Genomic DNA, 14,763 nt, shown 5'->3' with positions numbered 1-14,763 from the left:
GTTAAAGTGCCAGTTCAGCCGATAAAAGCTCGGTGATGGCAGAGGCATCTGACAGCATTTGCAACTGTTCACGAAAGTCGCTGTGCATCAGTTTCCGGGCCAGTCGCGAGAAAATCTTCATGTGATTATCCTGCTCCTGATCATTCACCGTCAGCATGATAACCAGTTGCACATCAACACCTTCGCCCCAACTCAGCGGCGATTTTACGCGCAAAAGAGAAATACTACTGTGCAAAACATGTGGCGATTTACAGTGCGGAATTGCCACGGAAAAACCGAGAGCCGTGGAGAATACGGCCTCACGTTCCCAGATGGCCCGTTCAGCCAACGCGCCCGAAACGACCCGCTGCAGCACTTCCAGGTTATCGGTCAGCAATTTGATGGCTTCTTCTTTACTGCTTACTGTTTTATCCAGCAACAGCAACTCCTTCGCCAATACGGGTTTGTGCGACTGCGCTCGCATGAAATGCTCGACGCATTCTGTGACCTCCTCGCTGGTGTCACAGCCTATCGCCGTTTCAAGCAACTGCCGACATTGCTGCACATCCAGCACTTTGAGCGCTTCTTTACATGGCGTGATGGCGCTGGCTGCCATGCTCAATTGCGTCAATCCCATGCCGACTAACAGCGGTAACATTTGTTTATCTGCTGCCATTTCACCACACAGACTTATCGCCAATCCTGCCGCCTGCGCACGGCGCGTGATATCTCGCATCAACGCTAAAAATGTGGGATTACGATAGTCATACAGATGCCGGACGTAAGGGTTCCCGCGATCGCAAGCGAGAAAATACTGCGCCAGGTCATTGCTGCCGATAGAAACAAAATCGAGATAGTTAGCGGCTTTTTCCAGAAGATAGAGCGTAGAAGGCACTTCAACCATGATGCCGAGGTGCCATTCACCAATCGGAATATCTTCCTGCTGCAAGGTTTGCGCAACATGAGCAAACTGACTGTGCAGCCATTGGATTTCTGCAAGTGTCGCTACCATCGGCACCATAATATTCACTGGCCCGACGGCGCTCGCTCGAAGTAATGCGCGTGCCTGAGTGGTGAAAATCTCGTGGAATTGCGGGTACATGCGCACGGCGCGATAGCCCAAAAAGGGGTTTTCCTCTTTCGGTAAATCGAGGAATTCACAGGGTTTATCGCCGCCAATATCCAGCGTACGAATGGTGATTTTTTTACCCTCGGCACTTTTCAATACTTCGCTATACGCTTGATATTGTTCTTCTTCATCGGGTGGCAGGCTGCGTTCACAGAACAACATTTCAGTGCGGAACAGTCCCACGCCATCGGCACCATGGGCGAAGACGCTTTGTGCTTCAACGGCCAGCGCAATATTCGCCAGCACGCTAAAGGTTGTCCCATCTGAAGTCGCGACTTGCTGTTCACGCAGCGGTGCGCTCCGCTGTGCAATCGCCTGCTGTTTTTGCGTTTCCAGCCGATACCAGTTTTCCATCGCCGCATCCGGGTTTGCCACCAGCACACCGTAGCGACTGTCGAGCAGCAGCATGCTGGCAGTGCGCGTCAGTCCTTCACTCTGCGTCACTCCACACAGCAAGGGAATACCGAAGGAACGCGCCAGAATTACGGTGTGTGAAGTTTCCCCGCCGTCGCCCATCACGATGCCTTTAAGATGCGGGTTACGCAGCCGCAGGAATTGACCGGGCGTCAGCGTACCGTTGCAGATAACAATGCTGTCTTGTGTCAGCGTCATTTGCGCTTCCAGGGGTCTGCCCAGCAGATTAGCGGCAATTCCCTGACAGAGATCGCGAATGTCGATAACCCTCTCGCGCAGATACTGGCTGCTGCTGTTGAGCAACGGCTGGCTCAAAGCCTGTGCCGTGAGCGCAATCGCCTGTAATGCGTTACGTGCGCTGGCGTGCGAGAGCAGGCATGATTTGAATGCCGGATCGCTGAGCAATTTAAGCTGAGCCGCCAAAACCTGTGCGGCACCGGGATCCGCGCTATTCAGGTTTTTTTGCGTTAACGCCCAAGCCTCAAGCAATTGTTGCTGCTGGCGGGGAATGTCGGTTTCAGGCTCATGGCGCGAGAGTTCATAGAGATCCACGGAATCGATATGCAACGGGACACCACGTCCAATCCCTTTGCTGACGCCATTGCCACGAAGGTAAACCGGTTGGGCGTGCTCAATAAATATCGGTAGGGGCTGGTTATGCGTTTCCGGTGTGAGTGCCAGCAGTTCGTCGCAATCAGCAAACTCATTTCGCATAAACGCTTCCAGGCACTCAAACGCGGCCTGCTGATCTTCGCCCTCAATCAGAAACTGGCACGAGTCGCCCTGCGTGATATCCGCACCAATCATCCCCAGCACGCTTTTCGCATCGACCTGAGTCTTTTTGCTCCGGTTAATCAGCGTAATAGCTGCGTTGAATCGTTGCGTACGTTGTTCAATTTCACTGGCCGGACGCGCATGAATACCGTTGGGTAACGTACAAATAAAGTCGAGGGTTAGCATGTTTTCACCCCTTCAAAATCGATGATAAAAGTGACTGGCGCACAGCCTGATACTATGTCCTGCGGGGTTTTCAGCGGGATTTCTGCAAGCGTTGCGGATGTGACGTCGCCATTTGTGCTGATAACTCCGCACGCTTGAGTTTGTGTCGATGGGCTCCAGCCGCGCACCACCAGCGCATCGCTCTGTTGCGCCTTTTTCAGAGTGCTGAAATGCAGCTCGGTATCCCAGCTTAAGACGCTGTAATGCGGCGGGAAAACGTGGCCGTGTGGATTAGTACGAAAACGTGACCAGCCGGTAGCAAGCCAGGCGTGAAGATTGCCGCGGGCGCGTTCAACGTCACGCCAAAAAACGCTATCTGCGCCGTTATTCATAGCCAGTATGCTGAGTTTGAAATGGTGCATGCCCTGGATTTGCGAATCAGGCGAAGGCAAAACCATGCCGGACGCACGACCTGGACGATAAGGCATATTCGCCTGTCCGAGCCAGCCAACGCTGCGCAGCAACGTCACCGCGATAACATCCTGGCGGTCCTCAGGAATTTGGTATTCACGCAACCCTTTGGTCACCGTAGATAATCCGCGTTGCGCGTCGTGCATCATCACCTGACTTTGCATCGGATAAAGCGCAACCGGTGCTTCGGTCCACTGTTCACCCTGCCAGACCGCCATCTCTGGCGGCAGGTTTGGACGCTCAATCAGCCCAAATGGCTGATCGGCAAAGTGCACGTGCTGGGCAACGCCTGTCGGGAGCAATACTTGCACCCGGTGATCGCAAACGGTGTTATTGACGCAGATCTGCACATCCAGCCAGGCATTGCTATGTGCCAGCGTGACGATCATCGTGATATCGAGTTCAGCATTGGCGCAGCGTTCTTGACGAGCGGCTAAATTCTGCGGCACCGCCATCTGCCAGTTGAGCGTAAGGCTGCTTTGCAGCGGCCCCTGGACACCATGGAGCGACGTCAGGAATTCATCGCTATTGATAAGCCAGTCTTCAAACGGCGGTGAATAGTTGTAGTTATCGCCTGCGTCGCCGCCATCAACCAGTTGCAAAATGTGAGGATAAATTTGCTGACTGCGTTTGTCGGTAAGCGTCAGGATCCCTTTCTTATTCGCTTCCAGCCGCAGCCATTCATTTTCCAGCTTTACCACCGGTTGAGTCTGCTGGAGGAAGCCTGCGCGAACGCCCTCTTGTAGATAAAAAGTCTGATAGCCGCACGCCGGAATATCGGTCACTTCGAGCAGTAACAGGCATTTGCGATACCAGGTGGTTTCAGTGCTGTTCGATAACTCCTGAACAATGATCGACATATCCTGACGGCTTTCTTCGACGATTTGCCAACGGCACTCTTTGCCTTCGCTATCGACCACGCGGAAATCTTGCTCGGGTGTGAAAATGGTCAATTCAACCAGGCCATGACTCCTTTGCGGACGCGCGTTAAAGATGATGATTTTCTTGCCATCCTGCTGCGCCGTAATCCCTTCAGCCAGCATTTTCATATTCAGGTCAATAAGTTGGTTAGCCATTTCCAGGCCGGACTCAAGACGGTTTTTGACCATCGCATTCACACGGTCTGAGTTGCAGCCTCCGATACTGTCGTGAGCATGGGATTTCATCGCTTCGCGCCAGATACTCTCGACCGCACTTTGTGGGTACGGCAGGCCAAGCCGCCAGTTAACGGCCAGCAATGGCTCGAGATGCTGGCTGAGAGTCTGTTCGAGTTGCGCATTCAGCTGTTTGATATCCACGCGGGTTGAGAAAATACCGCGGTGAATACGCATATATTTCGGGCTGATAAGCTCGCCCTGGTACAACGGCAGAGGGACGTGAGTCTTTTCCAGCGCCTGGAAAAACTGGCTGAAACTGCTGCGTACAAAACGATATTCATCCTGCTGCTGATTGAGCTGGTCAAGCATCGCTGGGACACGGTATTCAAACGGCGACTGGTCATTGCCATTGGGCAGCAAAACGTGGTCGGTCAGTGAAAAACGAGTCTGTTTCGCCAGAATAGGTTCCAGCGCTTTCTGCCCGGCGCAAGGCTCTTCCGGCAGCCATTTCGCGCAGCCGTAACCCCATGGAAGCACTGCGGTAGTGACTTTGCTGCCATCGGCGGCCTGCCAGCTAAACTCACTGTGCGGCACATTAAATTCGCTCCAGCCGCGCCAGATGACCGCATAGTCGATAGCGAACTGTTGCAAAAACATCGGTAACTGCGCACTTTGACCAAAAGAATCAGGCACATAACCAATTGGCATCTTGCCCCCAAAGCGCTGGCAATCGGCCTGCCCCAGCAGTAAATTGCGGGTAATTGATTCAGCCCCCACCACCAGAAAATCGCTCTGCGTATACCACGGGCCTGTCACGATTCGACCCTGTTCGATTAATTTCCGCAACCGGGTTTCCTGATGAGGCGCGACACTTAAATAGTCTTCAATAACGACGGTTTGCCCATCCAGAACAAATGGCCCTAACGTTATATCTTCTTCAAGGCGCTGTAATAAATCGCCCATAAAATAATAAAGCACGGCTTTTGAATCATTCTCAGTAAAATACCACTCACGGTCCCAGTGAGTATGTTGCACCAGATGAACAGTTTTCATATATCGACCTTAACGAGATACTGGAAATAATATTTTCCGCAGCATCACATCTTTATTTTAAATGTAGAAACCCCTGAGACTCAGCGGCCCCATTTATATTCACTCACACACCATTCAATAAGCCGTTAGCGGCTAACTTTAAATTTCGGTGCGGGAGCTACGGCTTTTTCTTCTTTGGTATTAGTAATATTGGACTGACGAAACACCAGCAAAGAACCTAGCGCCACTATCGCGGAACCCACGGCTATCGACAGGATATAAATCGGCCAGCCATCGACCGCCAGCCAACCATAAAAACCAGAGATTGGTGCGTGGTTTACCGCCCCTAAACCGACCGCCATTGCCGCGCCCGTCGCGGTGCCGACCACATTGATAACAATGATTTTGGGATTCGCCAGCGCAAAAGGAATCGCCCCTTCGGAGACACCAATCAAGCCCATCAGCGTTGAGGCTTTACCCGCTTCCTGCAATGATTCCGGGAAGCGATGTTTCCAGATGAGTGAAGCCACGCCAAGGCCAATGGGCGGAATGATGATCGCCACCTGAGCCGCCGTGTTCGGGTCGTAAATACCGGATGCCAGCAGTGCCATGGCGGTCGTTACTGCCGCTTTGTTGACCGGGCCGCCGAGGTCGAAACCAACCATGCCACCGACCACCGCCGCGAGAATAATTTTGTTAGTGCCGGACATCGCCAGTAGCCACGCCTCCATGCCTCGGTTCAGCGCTGCCAGCGGCGTGCCAATCACAAAAGCCATGATGATGCAGGTCAGCAACGTGCCGCCCACGGGCAGAATAAAAATCGGCCCTGCCGAGGCCAGCGAGCGTGGGAGCTTCACTTTTGCCGTCAACAATCGCACCACATAACCTGCCACAAAACCGGCCGCCAGCGCGCCAAGGAAGCCGGTTCCCAGGTTGCTTGCCAGCAGGCCACCCACCATACCCGGAGCAATGCCGGGTTTATTAGCAATCGCAAAGCTGATGTAACCCGCGACAATCGGCAACATCAAGGACAGTGCTAAACCGCCAAAGCCGTCGAACTTATGCAGCATCTGTACGACAAGGCTCGCAGCCTGTTCATGGCTGGCATCCCATATGTTATCAATGCCATACATCGAAGCCCCGATGCGGGCGATGCCCATAATTACCGCCCCTGCAATGACGAAAGGCAGCATGTACGACACGCCCGTCATGATGGCGTTTTTCACTTCGGTGCCCGTGGAGGATTTCGTTCCGCCACCCTGAAATTTAGCCATGATTTATCTCCTGCTCGATGGCTTCAAAGACGGCCTCGCCGAATTTGATCGGGTCTGCCACGCTGCATTCCAGTTTTAACATGCCATCAAAGCGCTCTTTGTTGTTGATGGCGACATCTGCGGCGATGATCACGCCATCGGCACGCGCCAGGTCTTCTGCGGTAATTTCGTTTTCTGCTCCCATACAGCCCTGGGTTTCGACTTTGATTTCATGTCCGCGGCTTTTGCCGGTGATTTCCAACGCTTCAGCGGCCATGAAGGTATGGGCGACGCCCGTTGGGCATGCAGCTACACAAACGATATACATAATGGTTTCTCTCTCGGGTCGGATTTGGACAATAAAAAAAGCACAATGGCGGTGAGGCGCATTGTGCTTTTTAAGCAATAAAGCAATGGGTTATGAGAATCTGAATTGGCATCTGACTCGCCACTCAAACGATGGCAAACCAGCAATTGATGCACACTGCGGGTGGTGAAGCTAAACGCTAATTCATGGCGAAGTTGTGCAACCAGACGAGCCTGAATAGTGGTATTTACGGTGTTGGAAGCATTCGGGATCGGCAGATGTTGAGCGGAGGCAAAAAGACTCTCACCGGCACAATCCCACAAACGGGACCAACCACCGGAAAACTCATCTTCGGTATTTTCCTGAGAAGATTCGTCAGCAACACTCAATGACTGAACCGAGTTGAAACAGCAAAGTCCGCTCAGCAACGACTTCACGCTGCTGAATTTCCCCAGCAGACAGAAGAAGCAATAACTGATAAATCGGCGGACTATGGCTGACATATTTCCTCCAGAATAGAGCGTGTGATAATAGTCAGTAAACAGGGAGCGTAATGTGATTGTTCGCACAATTTTTTACATTACAACCCCCATGCAGAGGAAATAAAAAAGCCACTCTAAGCGAGTGGCTTTTATTATTAATGGTTAACGTTAAAAGAACACGAAATAAACCACCGCGGCGACAACGAAACGGTAAATCGCAAACGGAATAAAAGAAATACGTTTGATAAGTTGTAAGAAAGTTTTAATTGCAATCAGCGCCACAATAAAGGCAGTAATAAAACCAACGGCAAACATAGGCAAATCGGCCATACTCAAAAAGCCGATGCTCTTATAAACATCCAGAACCGTCGCACCCATCATCATCGGCACGGCCAGCAGGAACGAGAACTCTGACGCGGCGTAACGGCTAATGCCCATTAACATACCGCCGGAAATTGTCGCACCTGAGCGTGAAAAACCCGGCCACAGCGCTAAGCATTGGAAGCAACCAATCATAAATGCCTGGCGATAAGTAATGTCGTCAACGCCAACCGCACGCGGCTCTTTCGGTTTCAAAAGTTCAGCCGCAATCAGCAACACACCGCCAACGACTAACGCGTACATCACATTTACAGGATTAAAGAGCGACTTGATGGTGTCGTGGAAAATCAGCCCCAGAACCACCGCAGGCACCATACCCAGCAGAATATGGATTAGCGTTAAACGGCCTTTACCTTCACCTTCATGCTGCGGACGACCAAAGTGAATTCCGATAAGCCCAAACAGGCGACGCCAGAACATCACGACAACCGCCAGGATAGAACCTAACTGGATAACCACTTCAAAAGTTTTTGCTTTGTCACCCTCAAAACCCAATAGATGACCGACGATGATCATATGACCGGTGGATGAAACAGGTAAAAACTCCGTAAGCCCTTCAACAACACCAAGAATCGCAGCAATAGCTAGCGAGTGCAGATCGCTCATTAATAAATCCTCTAACCCCTAAAACAAACATAAAAAATGCGGCAGCTGCCGCAAAAAGATGACAGTTATGACCAGCCTACGCACATTTGGTTTAACAAATATGAATGGACTAATCGGCTTTCAGATTACTGCCACGCTCAATCACAACCCCTACGTTTGCCGCCTGTGCAACAGCGCCTGGCTTGCTGACTTTTAAACGCACCCACGGTGAGTTAAAGCGGGTTAGCAGCAATTGCGCCACTTCTTCGGCGACACGCTCCACAAGAGCAAAACGGCCACCTGATACATGATTGATAACCGCTTCGCTGACATCAGCGTAGCTCAGGCAATCATTTACATCATCGCTGCTGGCCGCCTGGCGGTTGTCCCACGCCATTTCGATATCGAAGACTAGCTTCTGAGAAATGGTTTGTTCCCAGTCATAAACACCAATGGTGGTGATTACAGTCAGTTGCTCTATAAATACAATGTCCATCACGCCCTGCCCGGTTTTTAGTCACGCCAGATACCACTTCCGGCGAAATATGCGTATTATCCACAGATGCAGAGAATACAACGACACTTTCAAAATGGAACAGCGTTATGAGTGCAATCGCGCCCGTCATGATCCTGCTTGCGTATCTTTGCGGCTCCATTTCTAGCGCCATTCTGGTCTGCCGAGTTGCCGGTTTGCCCGATCCCCGGCTTAACGGTTCCGGCAATCCAGGTGCGACCAATGTCTTGCGACTAGGCGGTAAAGGTGCAGCCGTAGCGGTACTGATTTTTGATGTTCTCAAAGGAATGTTACCCGTCTGGGCAGCTTACGAACTTGGCGTGACCCCGTTCTGGCTAGGCCTGATTGCTATCGCCGCGTGTATTGGCCATATCTGGCCGGTATTCTTCAACTTTCATGGCGGTAAAGGTGTGGCGACAGCTTTTGGTGCTATCGCTCCCATCGGTTGGGATTTAACCGGCGTGATGGCGGGAACCTGGCTGTTGAGCGTGTTACTGAGCGGCTATTCATCCCTTGGCGCTATTATCAGTGCGCTGATTGCCCCGTTTTATGTCTGGTGGTTCAGACCAGAATTCACTTTCCCGGTCGCGATGCTTTCTTGCCTGATCCTGATGCGTCACCATGACAACATTCAGCGTTTATGGCGCGGCCAGGAAACTAAAATCTGGAAGAAGCTGCGCAAAAATAAAGATAAAAAAAAGGAGTGATTTCTCACTCCTTCTCGACTGACTCTACAAAGTTATTACGCTGCAGGTAACTCTGCCAGCGGCCAGCGTGGACGCACCGTCACACTCAGCTCTCCTGCCGTTCCTGCTTTAAGTCGAATCATGCCCGCATAGGCAATCATCGCGCCATTGTCGGTGCAGAACTCAGGACGCGCGTAGAACACTTCACCCCGGCGCTTTGTCATCATTTCTTCCATGCGCACACGCAGAGTGCGGTTAGCACTTACGCCACCCGCCATCACCAGACGTTTAAAACCGGTTTGATCCAGAGCGCGTTTGCACTTGATCATCAGCGTATCAACGACCGCGTCTTCAAATGCGCGAGCGATATCGGCACGGGTTTGCGGGTCGGCATCATTGCCACGAATAGTGTTCGCCGCAAAAGTTTTCAGGCCAGAGAAGCTGAAATCAAGACCAGGACGATCTGTCATTGGACGAGGAAAAACAAAACGACCTGCTGCACCCTGAGCCGCCATTTTTGACAGCATTGGCCCACCAGGATAATCCAGCCCCAACAGTTTGGCTGTCTTATCAAAGGCTTCACCGGCAGCGTCATCAATTGATTCGCCCAGCAGTTCGTACTGACCGATACCAGTGACGCTAATCAACTGTGTGTGCCCGCCGGAGACCAGCAGTGCCACAAACGGGAACTCAGGTGGATTGTCTTCCAGCATCGGCGCTAATAAATGCCCTTCCATATGATGAACCGGCACGGCAGGAACATCCCAGGCAAACGCCAGCGAGCGGCCAATTGTTGCGCCCACTAATAACGCTCCGACCAAACCTGGCCCTGCGGTATAGGCGACACCGTCAATATCTTTAGCGGTTAATCCGGCGTCTTTAAGAGCTGCCTGAATCAATGGCACGGTTTTACGCACATGGTCACGGGAGGCAAGCTCCGGCACCACGCCGCCGTAGTCAGCGTGTAATTTCACCTGACTATACAATTGATTAGCTAATAACCCATTTTCATCGTCATAAATGGCGATGCCGGTTTCATCACAGGATGTCTCTATACCCAATACGCGCATGGCTTTCTCTACCTCACAGTCTTGCGGCGAAGTTTATGCTTACGGGCTGTCAATGTAAAACTTTGCTCACCTATTGGCCGCAGGTGGTGTATAATCCGCACCCCTGGAAGATTCCGGCCTTAAAAGCCAGGTTTCTGGTTGTCCGGTGCTTTACAAAGCAGCAGTAGTTGCAGTAAAATTCCGCACCATTTTGAAATAGCTGACGCCTAAGTCAGCGGCAAACCGAATTTATCAAAGGTGAGAGTTAATGCCGGTAATTAAAGTACGTGAAAACGAGCCATTCGACGTAGCACTGCGTCGCTTCAAGCGTTCTTGTGAGAAAGCAGGTGTTCTGGCGGAAGTTCGTCGTCGTGAGTTCTATGAAAAACCGACTACCGAACGTAAACGCGCTAAAGCTTCTGCTGTGAAACGTCACGCTAAGAAACTGGCTCGCGAAAACGCACGCCGCACTCGTCTGTACTAATATCCTGGAGGTTCGCACCTCCGGAACAGACCAGTAGTAGTTGTAAAGGCCGTGCTTCCGAAAGGAATGCGCGGCTTATTTTCGTTCATGAACTGACATACTTCCTGCTCTTTCAATTTGCAGCTTTATCGCAAAACAGAAAGAAAGCGAGTACCAAACGGGGCCTATGGCTGGACGAATTCCACGTGTATTCATCAATGACTTGCTGGCTCGCACCGACATCATCGATCTTATCGATGCGCGTGTTAAGCTCAAAAAGCAGGGCAAGAACTATCATGCGTGCTGTCCGTTCCATAACGAAAAAACCCCCTCTTTCACCGTAAACGGTGAGAAACAGTTTTACCATTGCTTCGGCTGTGGGGCACACGGCAACGCCATCGATTTTTTAATGAACTATGACAAGCTTGAATTTGTCGAAAGCGTTGAAGAATTGTCAGCAATGCACAATCTCGAAGTGCCTTACGAAGCGGGTAACGGACCGAGCCAGATTGAGCGTCATCAACGGCAAAGTCTTTATCAATTGATGGATGGCCTGAACGCCTTTTATCAGCAATCCCTGGCTCAACAATCAGCTGAACCTGCTCGCCAGTACCTGGCACAGCGCGGTTTAAGTTCTGAGGTTATTCAACACTTCGCCATCGGCTATGCCCCTCCCGGTTGGGATAACGTATTAAAGCGTTTTGGTGGCAATAGCGAAAACCGTCAGGCTTTGACGGATGCGGGGATGTTGGTTACTAACGATCAGGGGCGCAGTTACGACCGCTTCCGCGAAAGGGTGATGTTCCCCATCCGCGACAAGCGTGGCCGGGTGATTGGTTTTGGTGGCCGTGTGCTGGGCGATGCCCTGCCGAAATACCTGAACTCCCCGGAAACCGATATTTTCCATAAAGGCCGCCAGCTCTATGGCCTGTATGAAGCTCAACAGAGTCAGCCAGAACCGGCACGTTTGCTGGTTGTGGAAGGCTATATGGATGTGGTGGCGCTGGCGCAATACGGCATTTCTTATGCCGTTGCCTCACTAGGCACCTCAACGACTGCCGACCATATCCAGTTGCTGTTCCGTGTTACCGATACCGTTGTCTGTTGTTATGACGGGGATCGCGCAGGTCGAGACGCCGCATGGCGCGCGCTGGAAACTGCGCTACCTTATATGACGGACGGGCGTCAGTTACGCTTTATGTTCCTGCCGGACGGTGAAGACCCCGATACGCTGGTACGTAAAGAAGGGAAAGAAGCTTTTGAAGCGCGTATGGAACATGCCCAGCCGCTTTCTACGTTTCTTTTTAACAGCCTGATGCCACAGGTTGACTTAAGTTCTCCCGATGGCCGTGCTCGTCTGAGCACCCTTGCATTACCCCTGATAACTCAGGTACCTGGTGAAACACTGCGCATTTATCTGCGTCAAGAACTGGGTAACAAACTGGGTATTCTGGACGATAACCAGCTTGAAAAGCTGATGCCAAAGCTTGCTGAAAACAGTACGCCGCGCCCGGCTCCACAGCTAAAACGCACAACCATGCGTATACTGATAGGATTGCTGGTCCAAAATCCAGAACTGGCACCCAATGTGCCACCGCTTGGCGGTCTGGAAGAAGCGAAATTGCCAGGATTGAAACTCTTTATCGACCTGGTGAATACCTGTCTGGCGCAACCGGGTTTAACCACCGGGCAGCTTTTAGAGCTATATCGCGGCACAAATGAAGCCGCCACCCTTGAAAAACTCTCTTCATGGGACGATATAGCAGATAAGGACATCGCAGAAAAAACGTTCAATGATGCACTTGAACATATGTTTGATTCGGTGCTGGAGTTGAGATTTGAAGAATTGATGGCACGTTCCAGAACGTCAGGGCTAACGCCTGCGGAACGTGAGGAAGTCCGTGTGATAACACAATCACGCGCGAAAAAGTAAATACCATCGGCTTAACTGCCGAACATTCGTCGGGTAAACCCGAACGCCGCAAGGATGGGCAGCGGCAATAAAATAAGTCAGCCCTCGTTACGTTATTGTTGGCGGTTTCGCCGACCGACACCAACCCTAATACTGAAGTGTGGATACCGTCTTATGGAGCAAAACCCGCAGTCACAGCTTAAACTTCTTGTTACCAAGGGCAAGGAGCAAGGCTATCTGACCTATGCCGAGGTCAATGACCATCTGCCGGAAGATATCGTCGACTCCGATCAGATCGAAGACATCATCCAAATGATCAATGACATGGGCATTCAGGTGATGGAAGAAGCACCTGACGCCGATGACCTGTTGCTTGCTGAAAACTCAAACAACACAGACGAAGATGCGGAAGAAGCTGCCGCACAGGTTCTGTCCAGCGTAGAATCCGAAATCGGGCGTACCACTGACCCGGTTCGCATGTATATGCGTGAAATGGGTACCGTTGAGCTGTTAACCCGTGAGGGTGAAATCGATATCGCTAAGCGTATCGAAGACGGTATCAACCAGGTGCAGTGCTCCGTTGCCGAATATCCGGAAGCGATCACTTATCTGCTTGAACAGTACGACCGAGTTGAAGCAGAAGAAGCACGTCTGTCTGACTTGATCACCGGATTCGTTGATCCGAATGCAGAAGAAGATCTGGCCCCTACCGCCACTCACATTGGTTCTGAGTTAACCACAGAAGAAAATAGTGATAGTGACGAAGAGGAAGATGACGACGACGACGCGGACGATGACAACAGCATCGACCCTGAACTCGCTCGTGAGAAATTCGGCGAACTGCGCACGCAGTACGAACGCACTCGCGACACCATCAAAGCGAAAGGTCGCGCTCATGCTGATGCTGCCGCTGAGATTCAGCAACTGTCTGAAGTTTTCAAACAGTTCCGCCTGGTACCGAAGCAATTCGATTACCTGGTAAACAGCATGCGCGTCATGATGGACCGTGTTCGTACGCAAGAACGCCTCATCATGAGATTGTGTGTTGAACAGTGCAAAATGCCGAAGAAAAACTTCATCACACTGTTCACCGGCAACGAAACCAGCGAAACCTGGTTCAACGCTGCAATCGCAATGAACAAGCCGTGGTCTGAAAAACTGCATGACGTTGCTGACGACGTGCATCGCAGCTTGCAGAAACTACAGCAAATTGAAGAAGAAACCGGCCTGACCATCGAACAGGTTAAAGATATCAACCGTCGTATGTCCATCGGTGAAGCGAAAGCTCGTCGTGCGAAGAAAGAGATGGTTGAAGCAAACTTACGTCTGGTTATTTCTATCGCCAAGAAATACACCAACCGTGGTCTGCAATTCCTCGACCTGATTCAGGAAGGTAACATCGGCCTGATGAAAGCGGTTGATAAGTTTGAATACCGCCGTGGTTATAAGTTCTCAACTTATGCAACATGGTGGATTCGTCAGGCTATCACTCGCTCTATCGCCGACCAGGCGCGTACCATCCGTATTCCGGTGCATATGATTGAGACTATCAACAAACTCAACCGTATTTCGCGCCAGATGCTGCAAGAGATGGGCCGCGAGCCAACGCCGGAAGAGCTGGCTGAACGCATGCTGATGCCGGAAGACAAAATCCGCAAAGTGCTGAAAATTGCTAAAGAGCCAATCTCCATGGAAACGCCAATCGGCGACGATGAAGATTCGCATCTGGGTGATTTCATCGAGGATACTACCCTCGAGCTGCCGCTGGATTCTGCAACTTCTGAGAGCCTGCGTAATGCAACGCACGACGTTCTGGCTGGCCTGACTGCGCGTGAAGCGAAAGTCCTGCGCATGCGTTTCGGTATCGACATGAATACCGACCATACGCTGGAAGAAGTGGGTAAACAGTTCGACGTAACCCGCGAACGTATCCGTCAGATTGAAGCGAAGGCATTGCGCAAACTGCGCCACCCGAGCCGCTCTGAAGTTCTGCGTAGCTTCCTGGACGACTAATCACATCGCCCTTCTAAAAGCCCTCCTCGTGAGGGCTTTTTTATATCTGCAACTCTG

Annotated in this window: 12 protein-coding genes; 4 read left to right on the top strand and 8 right to left on the bottom strand. The window is 51.5% G+C overall.

All coding sequences use genetic code 11. The features are described 5' to 3' along the window. Window position 1: 1 nt before the first annotated feature. From ptsP to folB, 7 genes are all read right to left on the bottom strand, one after another. Window positions 2-2,482, bottom strand: coding sequence for a phosphoenolpyruvate--protein phosphotransferase (ptsP, locus tag AC0IWZ_RS02200; protein WP_471678236.1), 2,481 nt, complete (start codon window positions 2,480-2,482; stop codon window positions 2-4). Then, complete coding sequence (locus tag AC0IWZ_RS02195; RefSeq protein ID WP_471678237.1) at window positions 2,476-5,082, bottom strand: glycoside hydrolase family 38 N-terminal domain-containing protein; 2,607 nt, start codon at window positions 5,080-5,082, stop codon at window positions 2,476-2,478. The genes ptsP and AC0IWZ_RS02195 overlap by 7 nt, the downstream gene beginning before the upstream one ends. A gap of 125 nt (window positions 5,083-5,207) precedes the next feature. Beyond that, a complete protein-coding gene (locus AC0IWZ_RS02190; RefSeq protein ID WP_034493204.1) occupies window positions 5,208-6,335 on the bottom strand; it encodes a PTS fructose transporter subunit IIC in 1,128 nt (375 codons plus the stop codon). Further along, window positions 6,328-6,642, bottom strand: a complete 315-nt coding sequence (locus tag AC0IWZ_RS02185) for a PTS fructose transporter subunit IIB (protein WP_471678238.1) — start codon at window positions 6,640-6,642, stop codon at window positions 6,328-6,330. Before AC0IWZ_RS02185 ends, AC0IWZ_RS02190 begins: the two co-directional genes overlap by 8 nt. After that, complete coding sequence (locus AC0IWZ_RS02180) at window positions 6,624-7,124, bottom strand: hypothetical protein (RefSeq protein WP_471678239.1); 501 nt, start codon at window positions 7,122-7,124, stop codon at window positions 6,624-6,626. Before AC0IWZ_RS02180 ends, AC0IWZ_RS02185 begins: the two co-directional genes overlap by 19 nt. Before the next feature lie 147 nt (window positions 7,125-7,271). Then, entirely contained in the window at window positions 7,272-8,090 is an 819-nt protein-coding gene (bacA, locus tag AC0IWZ_RS02175; protein WP_034493195.1) for an undecaprenyl-diphosphate phosphatase, read from the bottom strand. A gap of 109 nt (window positions 8,091-8,199) precedes the next feature. Beyond that, window positions 8,200-8,565 carry a bifunctional dihydroneopterin aldolase/7,8-dihydroneopterin epimerase gene (gene folB, locus AC0IWZ_RS02170; protein ID WP_034493194.1) on the bottom strand — a complete coding sequence of 122 codons (366 nt, stop codon included), beginning with the start codon at window positions 8,563-8,565 and terminating at the stop codon, window positions 8,200-8,202. A 107-nt stretch (window positions 8,566-8,672) separates the two neighbouring features. Here folB and plsY point away from each other — a divergent pair, with 107 nt between their 5' ends. Next, the gene (gene plsY, locus AC0IWZ_RS02165) at window positions 8,673-9,290 is read left to right on the top strand and encodes a glycerol-3-phosphate 1-O-acyltransferase PlsY (protein WP_034493193.1); all 618 of its coding nucleotides are present in this window, start codon (window positions 8,673-8,675) and stop codon (window positions 9,288-9,290) included. A gap of 35 nt (window positions 9,291-9,325) precedes the next feature. Here the strand turns inward: plsY and tsaD are convergent, their stop codons facing one another. Continuing rightward, window positions 9,326-10,339 carry a tRNA (adenosine(37)-N6)-threonylcarbamoyltransferase complex transferase subunit TsaD gene (gene tsaD, locus AC0IWZ_RS02160; protein WP_471678240.1) on the bottom strand — a complete coding sequence of 338 codons (1,014 nt, stop codon included), beginning with the start codon at window positions 10,337-10,339 and terminating at the stop codon, window positions 9,326-9,328. A gap of 247 nt (window positions 10,340-10,586) precedes the next feature. Between tsaD and rpsU the strand changes: the two genes are divergently transcribed. The 3 genes from rpsU (at window position 10,587) to rpoD (ending at window position 14,706) form a co-directional block, all read left to right on the top strand. Continuing rightward, window positions 10,587-10,802: a 30S ribosomal protein S21 gene (gene rpsU / locus AC0IWZ_RS02155; RefSeq protein WP_001144069.1), complete on the top strand. Its 216-nt coding sequence runs from the start codon at window positions 10,587-10,589 to the stop codon at window positions 10,800-10,802. A gap of 166 nt (window positions 10,803-10,968) precedes the next feature. Continuing rightward, a complete protein-coding gene (gene dnaG / locus AC0IWZ_RS02150) occupies window positions 10,969-12,714 on the top strand; it encodes a DNA primase (protein WP_471678241.1) in 1,746 nt (581 codons plus the stop codon). A gap of 153 nt (window positions 12,715-12,867) precedes the next feature. Continuing rightward, entirely contained in the window at window positions 12,868-14,706 is a 1,839-nt protein-coding gene (gene rpoD / locus AC0IWZ_RS02145; RefSeq protein ID WP_034493187.1) for an RNA polymerase sigma factor RpoD, read from the top strand. Window positions 14,707-14,763 lie beyond the last annotated feature (57 nt).

Source organism: Buttiauxella sp. AC142, assembly GCF_979253435.1.
The sequence above is the reverse complement of the archived record's forward strand: the minus strand, read 5'-3'. Positions and strand labels throughout refer to the sequence as shown.

Coding starts and splice junctions, on each gene's coding strand:
- ptsP (WP_471678236.1), bottom strand. CDS start 2,482: ATGCTAACCCTCGACTTTATTTGTACGTTACCCAACGGTATTCATGCG.
- AC0IWZ_RS02195 (WP_471678237.1), bottom strand. CDS start 5,082: ATGAAAACTGTTCATCTGGTGCAACATACTCACTGGGACCGTGAGTGG.
- AC0IWZ_RS02190 (WP_034493204.1), bottom strand. CDS start 6,335: ATGGCTAAATTTCAGGGTGGCGGAACGAAATCCTCCACGGGCACCGAA.
- AC0IWZ_RS02185 (WP_471678238.1), bottom strand. CDS start 6,642: ATGTATATCGTTTGTGTAGCTGCATGCCCAACGGGCGTCGCCCATACC.
- AC0IWZ_RS02180 (WP_471678239.1), bottom strand. CDS start 7,124: ATGTCAGCCATAGTCCGCCGATTTATCAGTTATTGCTTCTTCTGTCTG.
- bacA (WP_034493195.1), bottom strand. CDS start 8,090: ATGAGCGATCTGCACTCGCTAGCTATTGCTGCGATTCTTGGTGTTGTT.
- folB (WP_034493194.1), bottom strand. CDS start 8,565: ATGGACATTGTATTTATAGAGCAACTGACTGTAATCACCACCATTGGT.
- plsY (WP_034493193.1), top strand. CDS start 8,673: ATGAGTGCAATCGCGCCCGTCATGATCCTGCTTGCGTATCTTTGCGGC.
- tsaD (WP_471678240.1), bottom strand. CDS start 10,339: ATGCGCGTATTGGGTATAGAGACATCCTGTGATGAAACCGGCATCGCC.
- rpsU (WP_001144069.1), top strand. CDS start 10,587: ATGCCGGTAATTAAAGTACGTGAAAACGAGCCATTCGACGTAGCACTG.
- dnaG (WP_471678241.1), top strand. CDS start 10,969: ATGGCTGGACGAATTCCACGTGTATTCATCAATGACTTGCTGGCTCGC.
- rpoD (WP_034493187.1), top strand. CDS start 12,868: ATGGAGCAAAACCCGCAGTCACAGCTTAAACTTCTTGTTACCAAGGGC.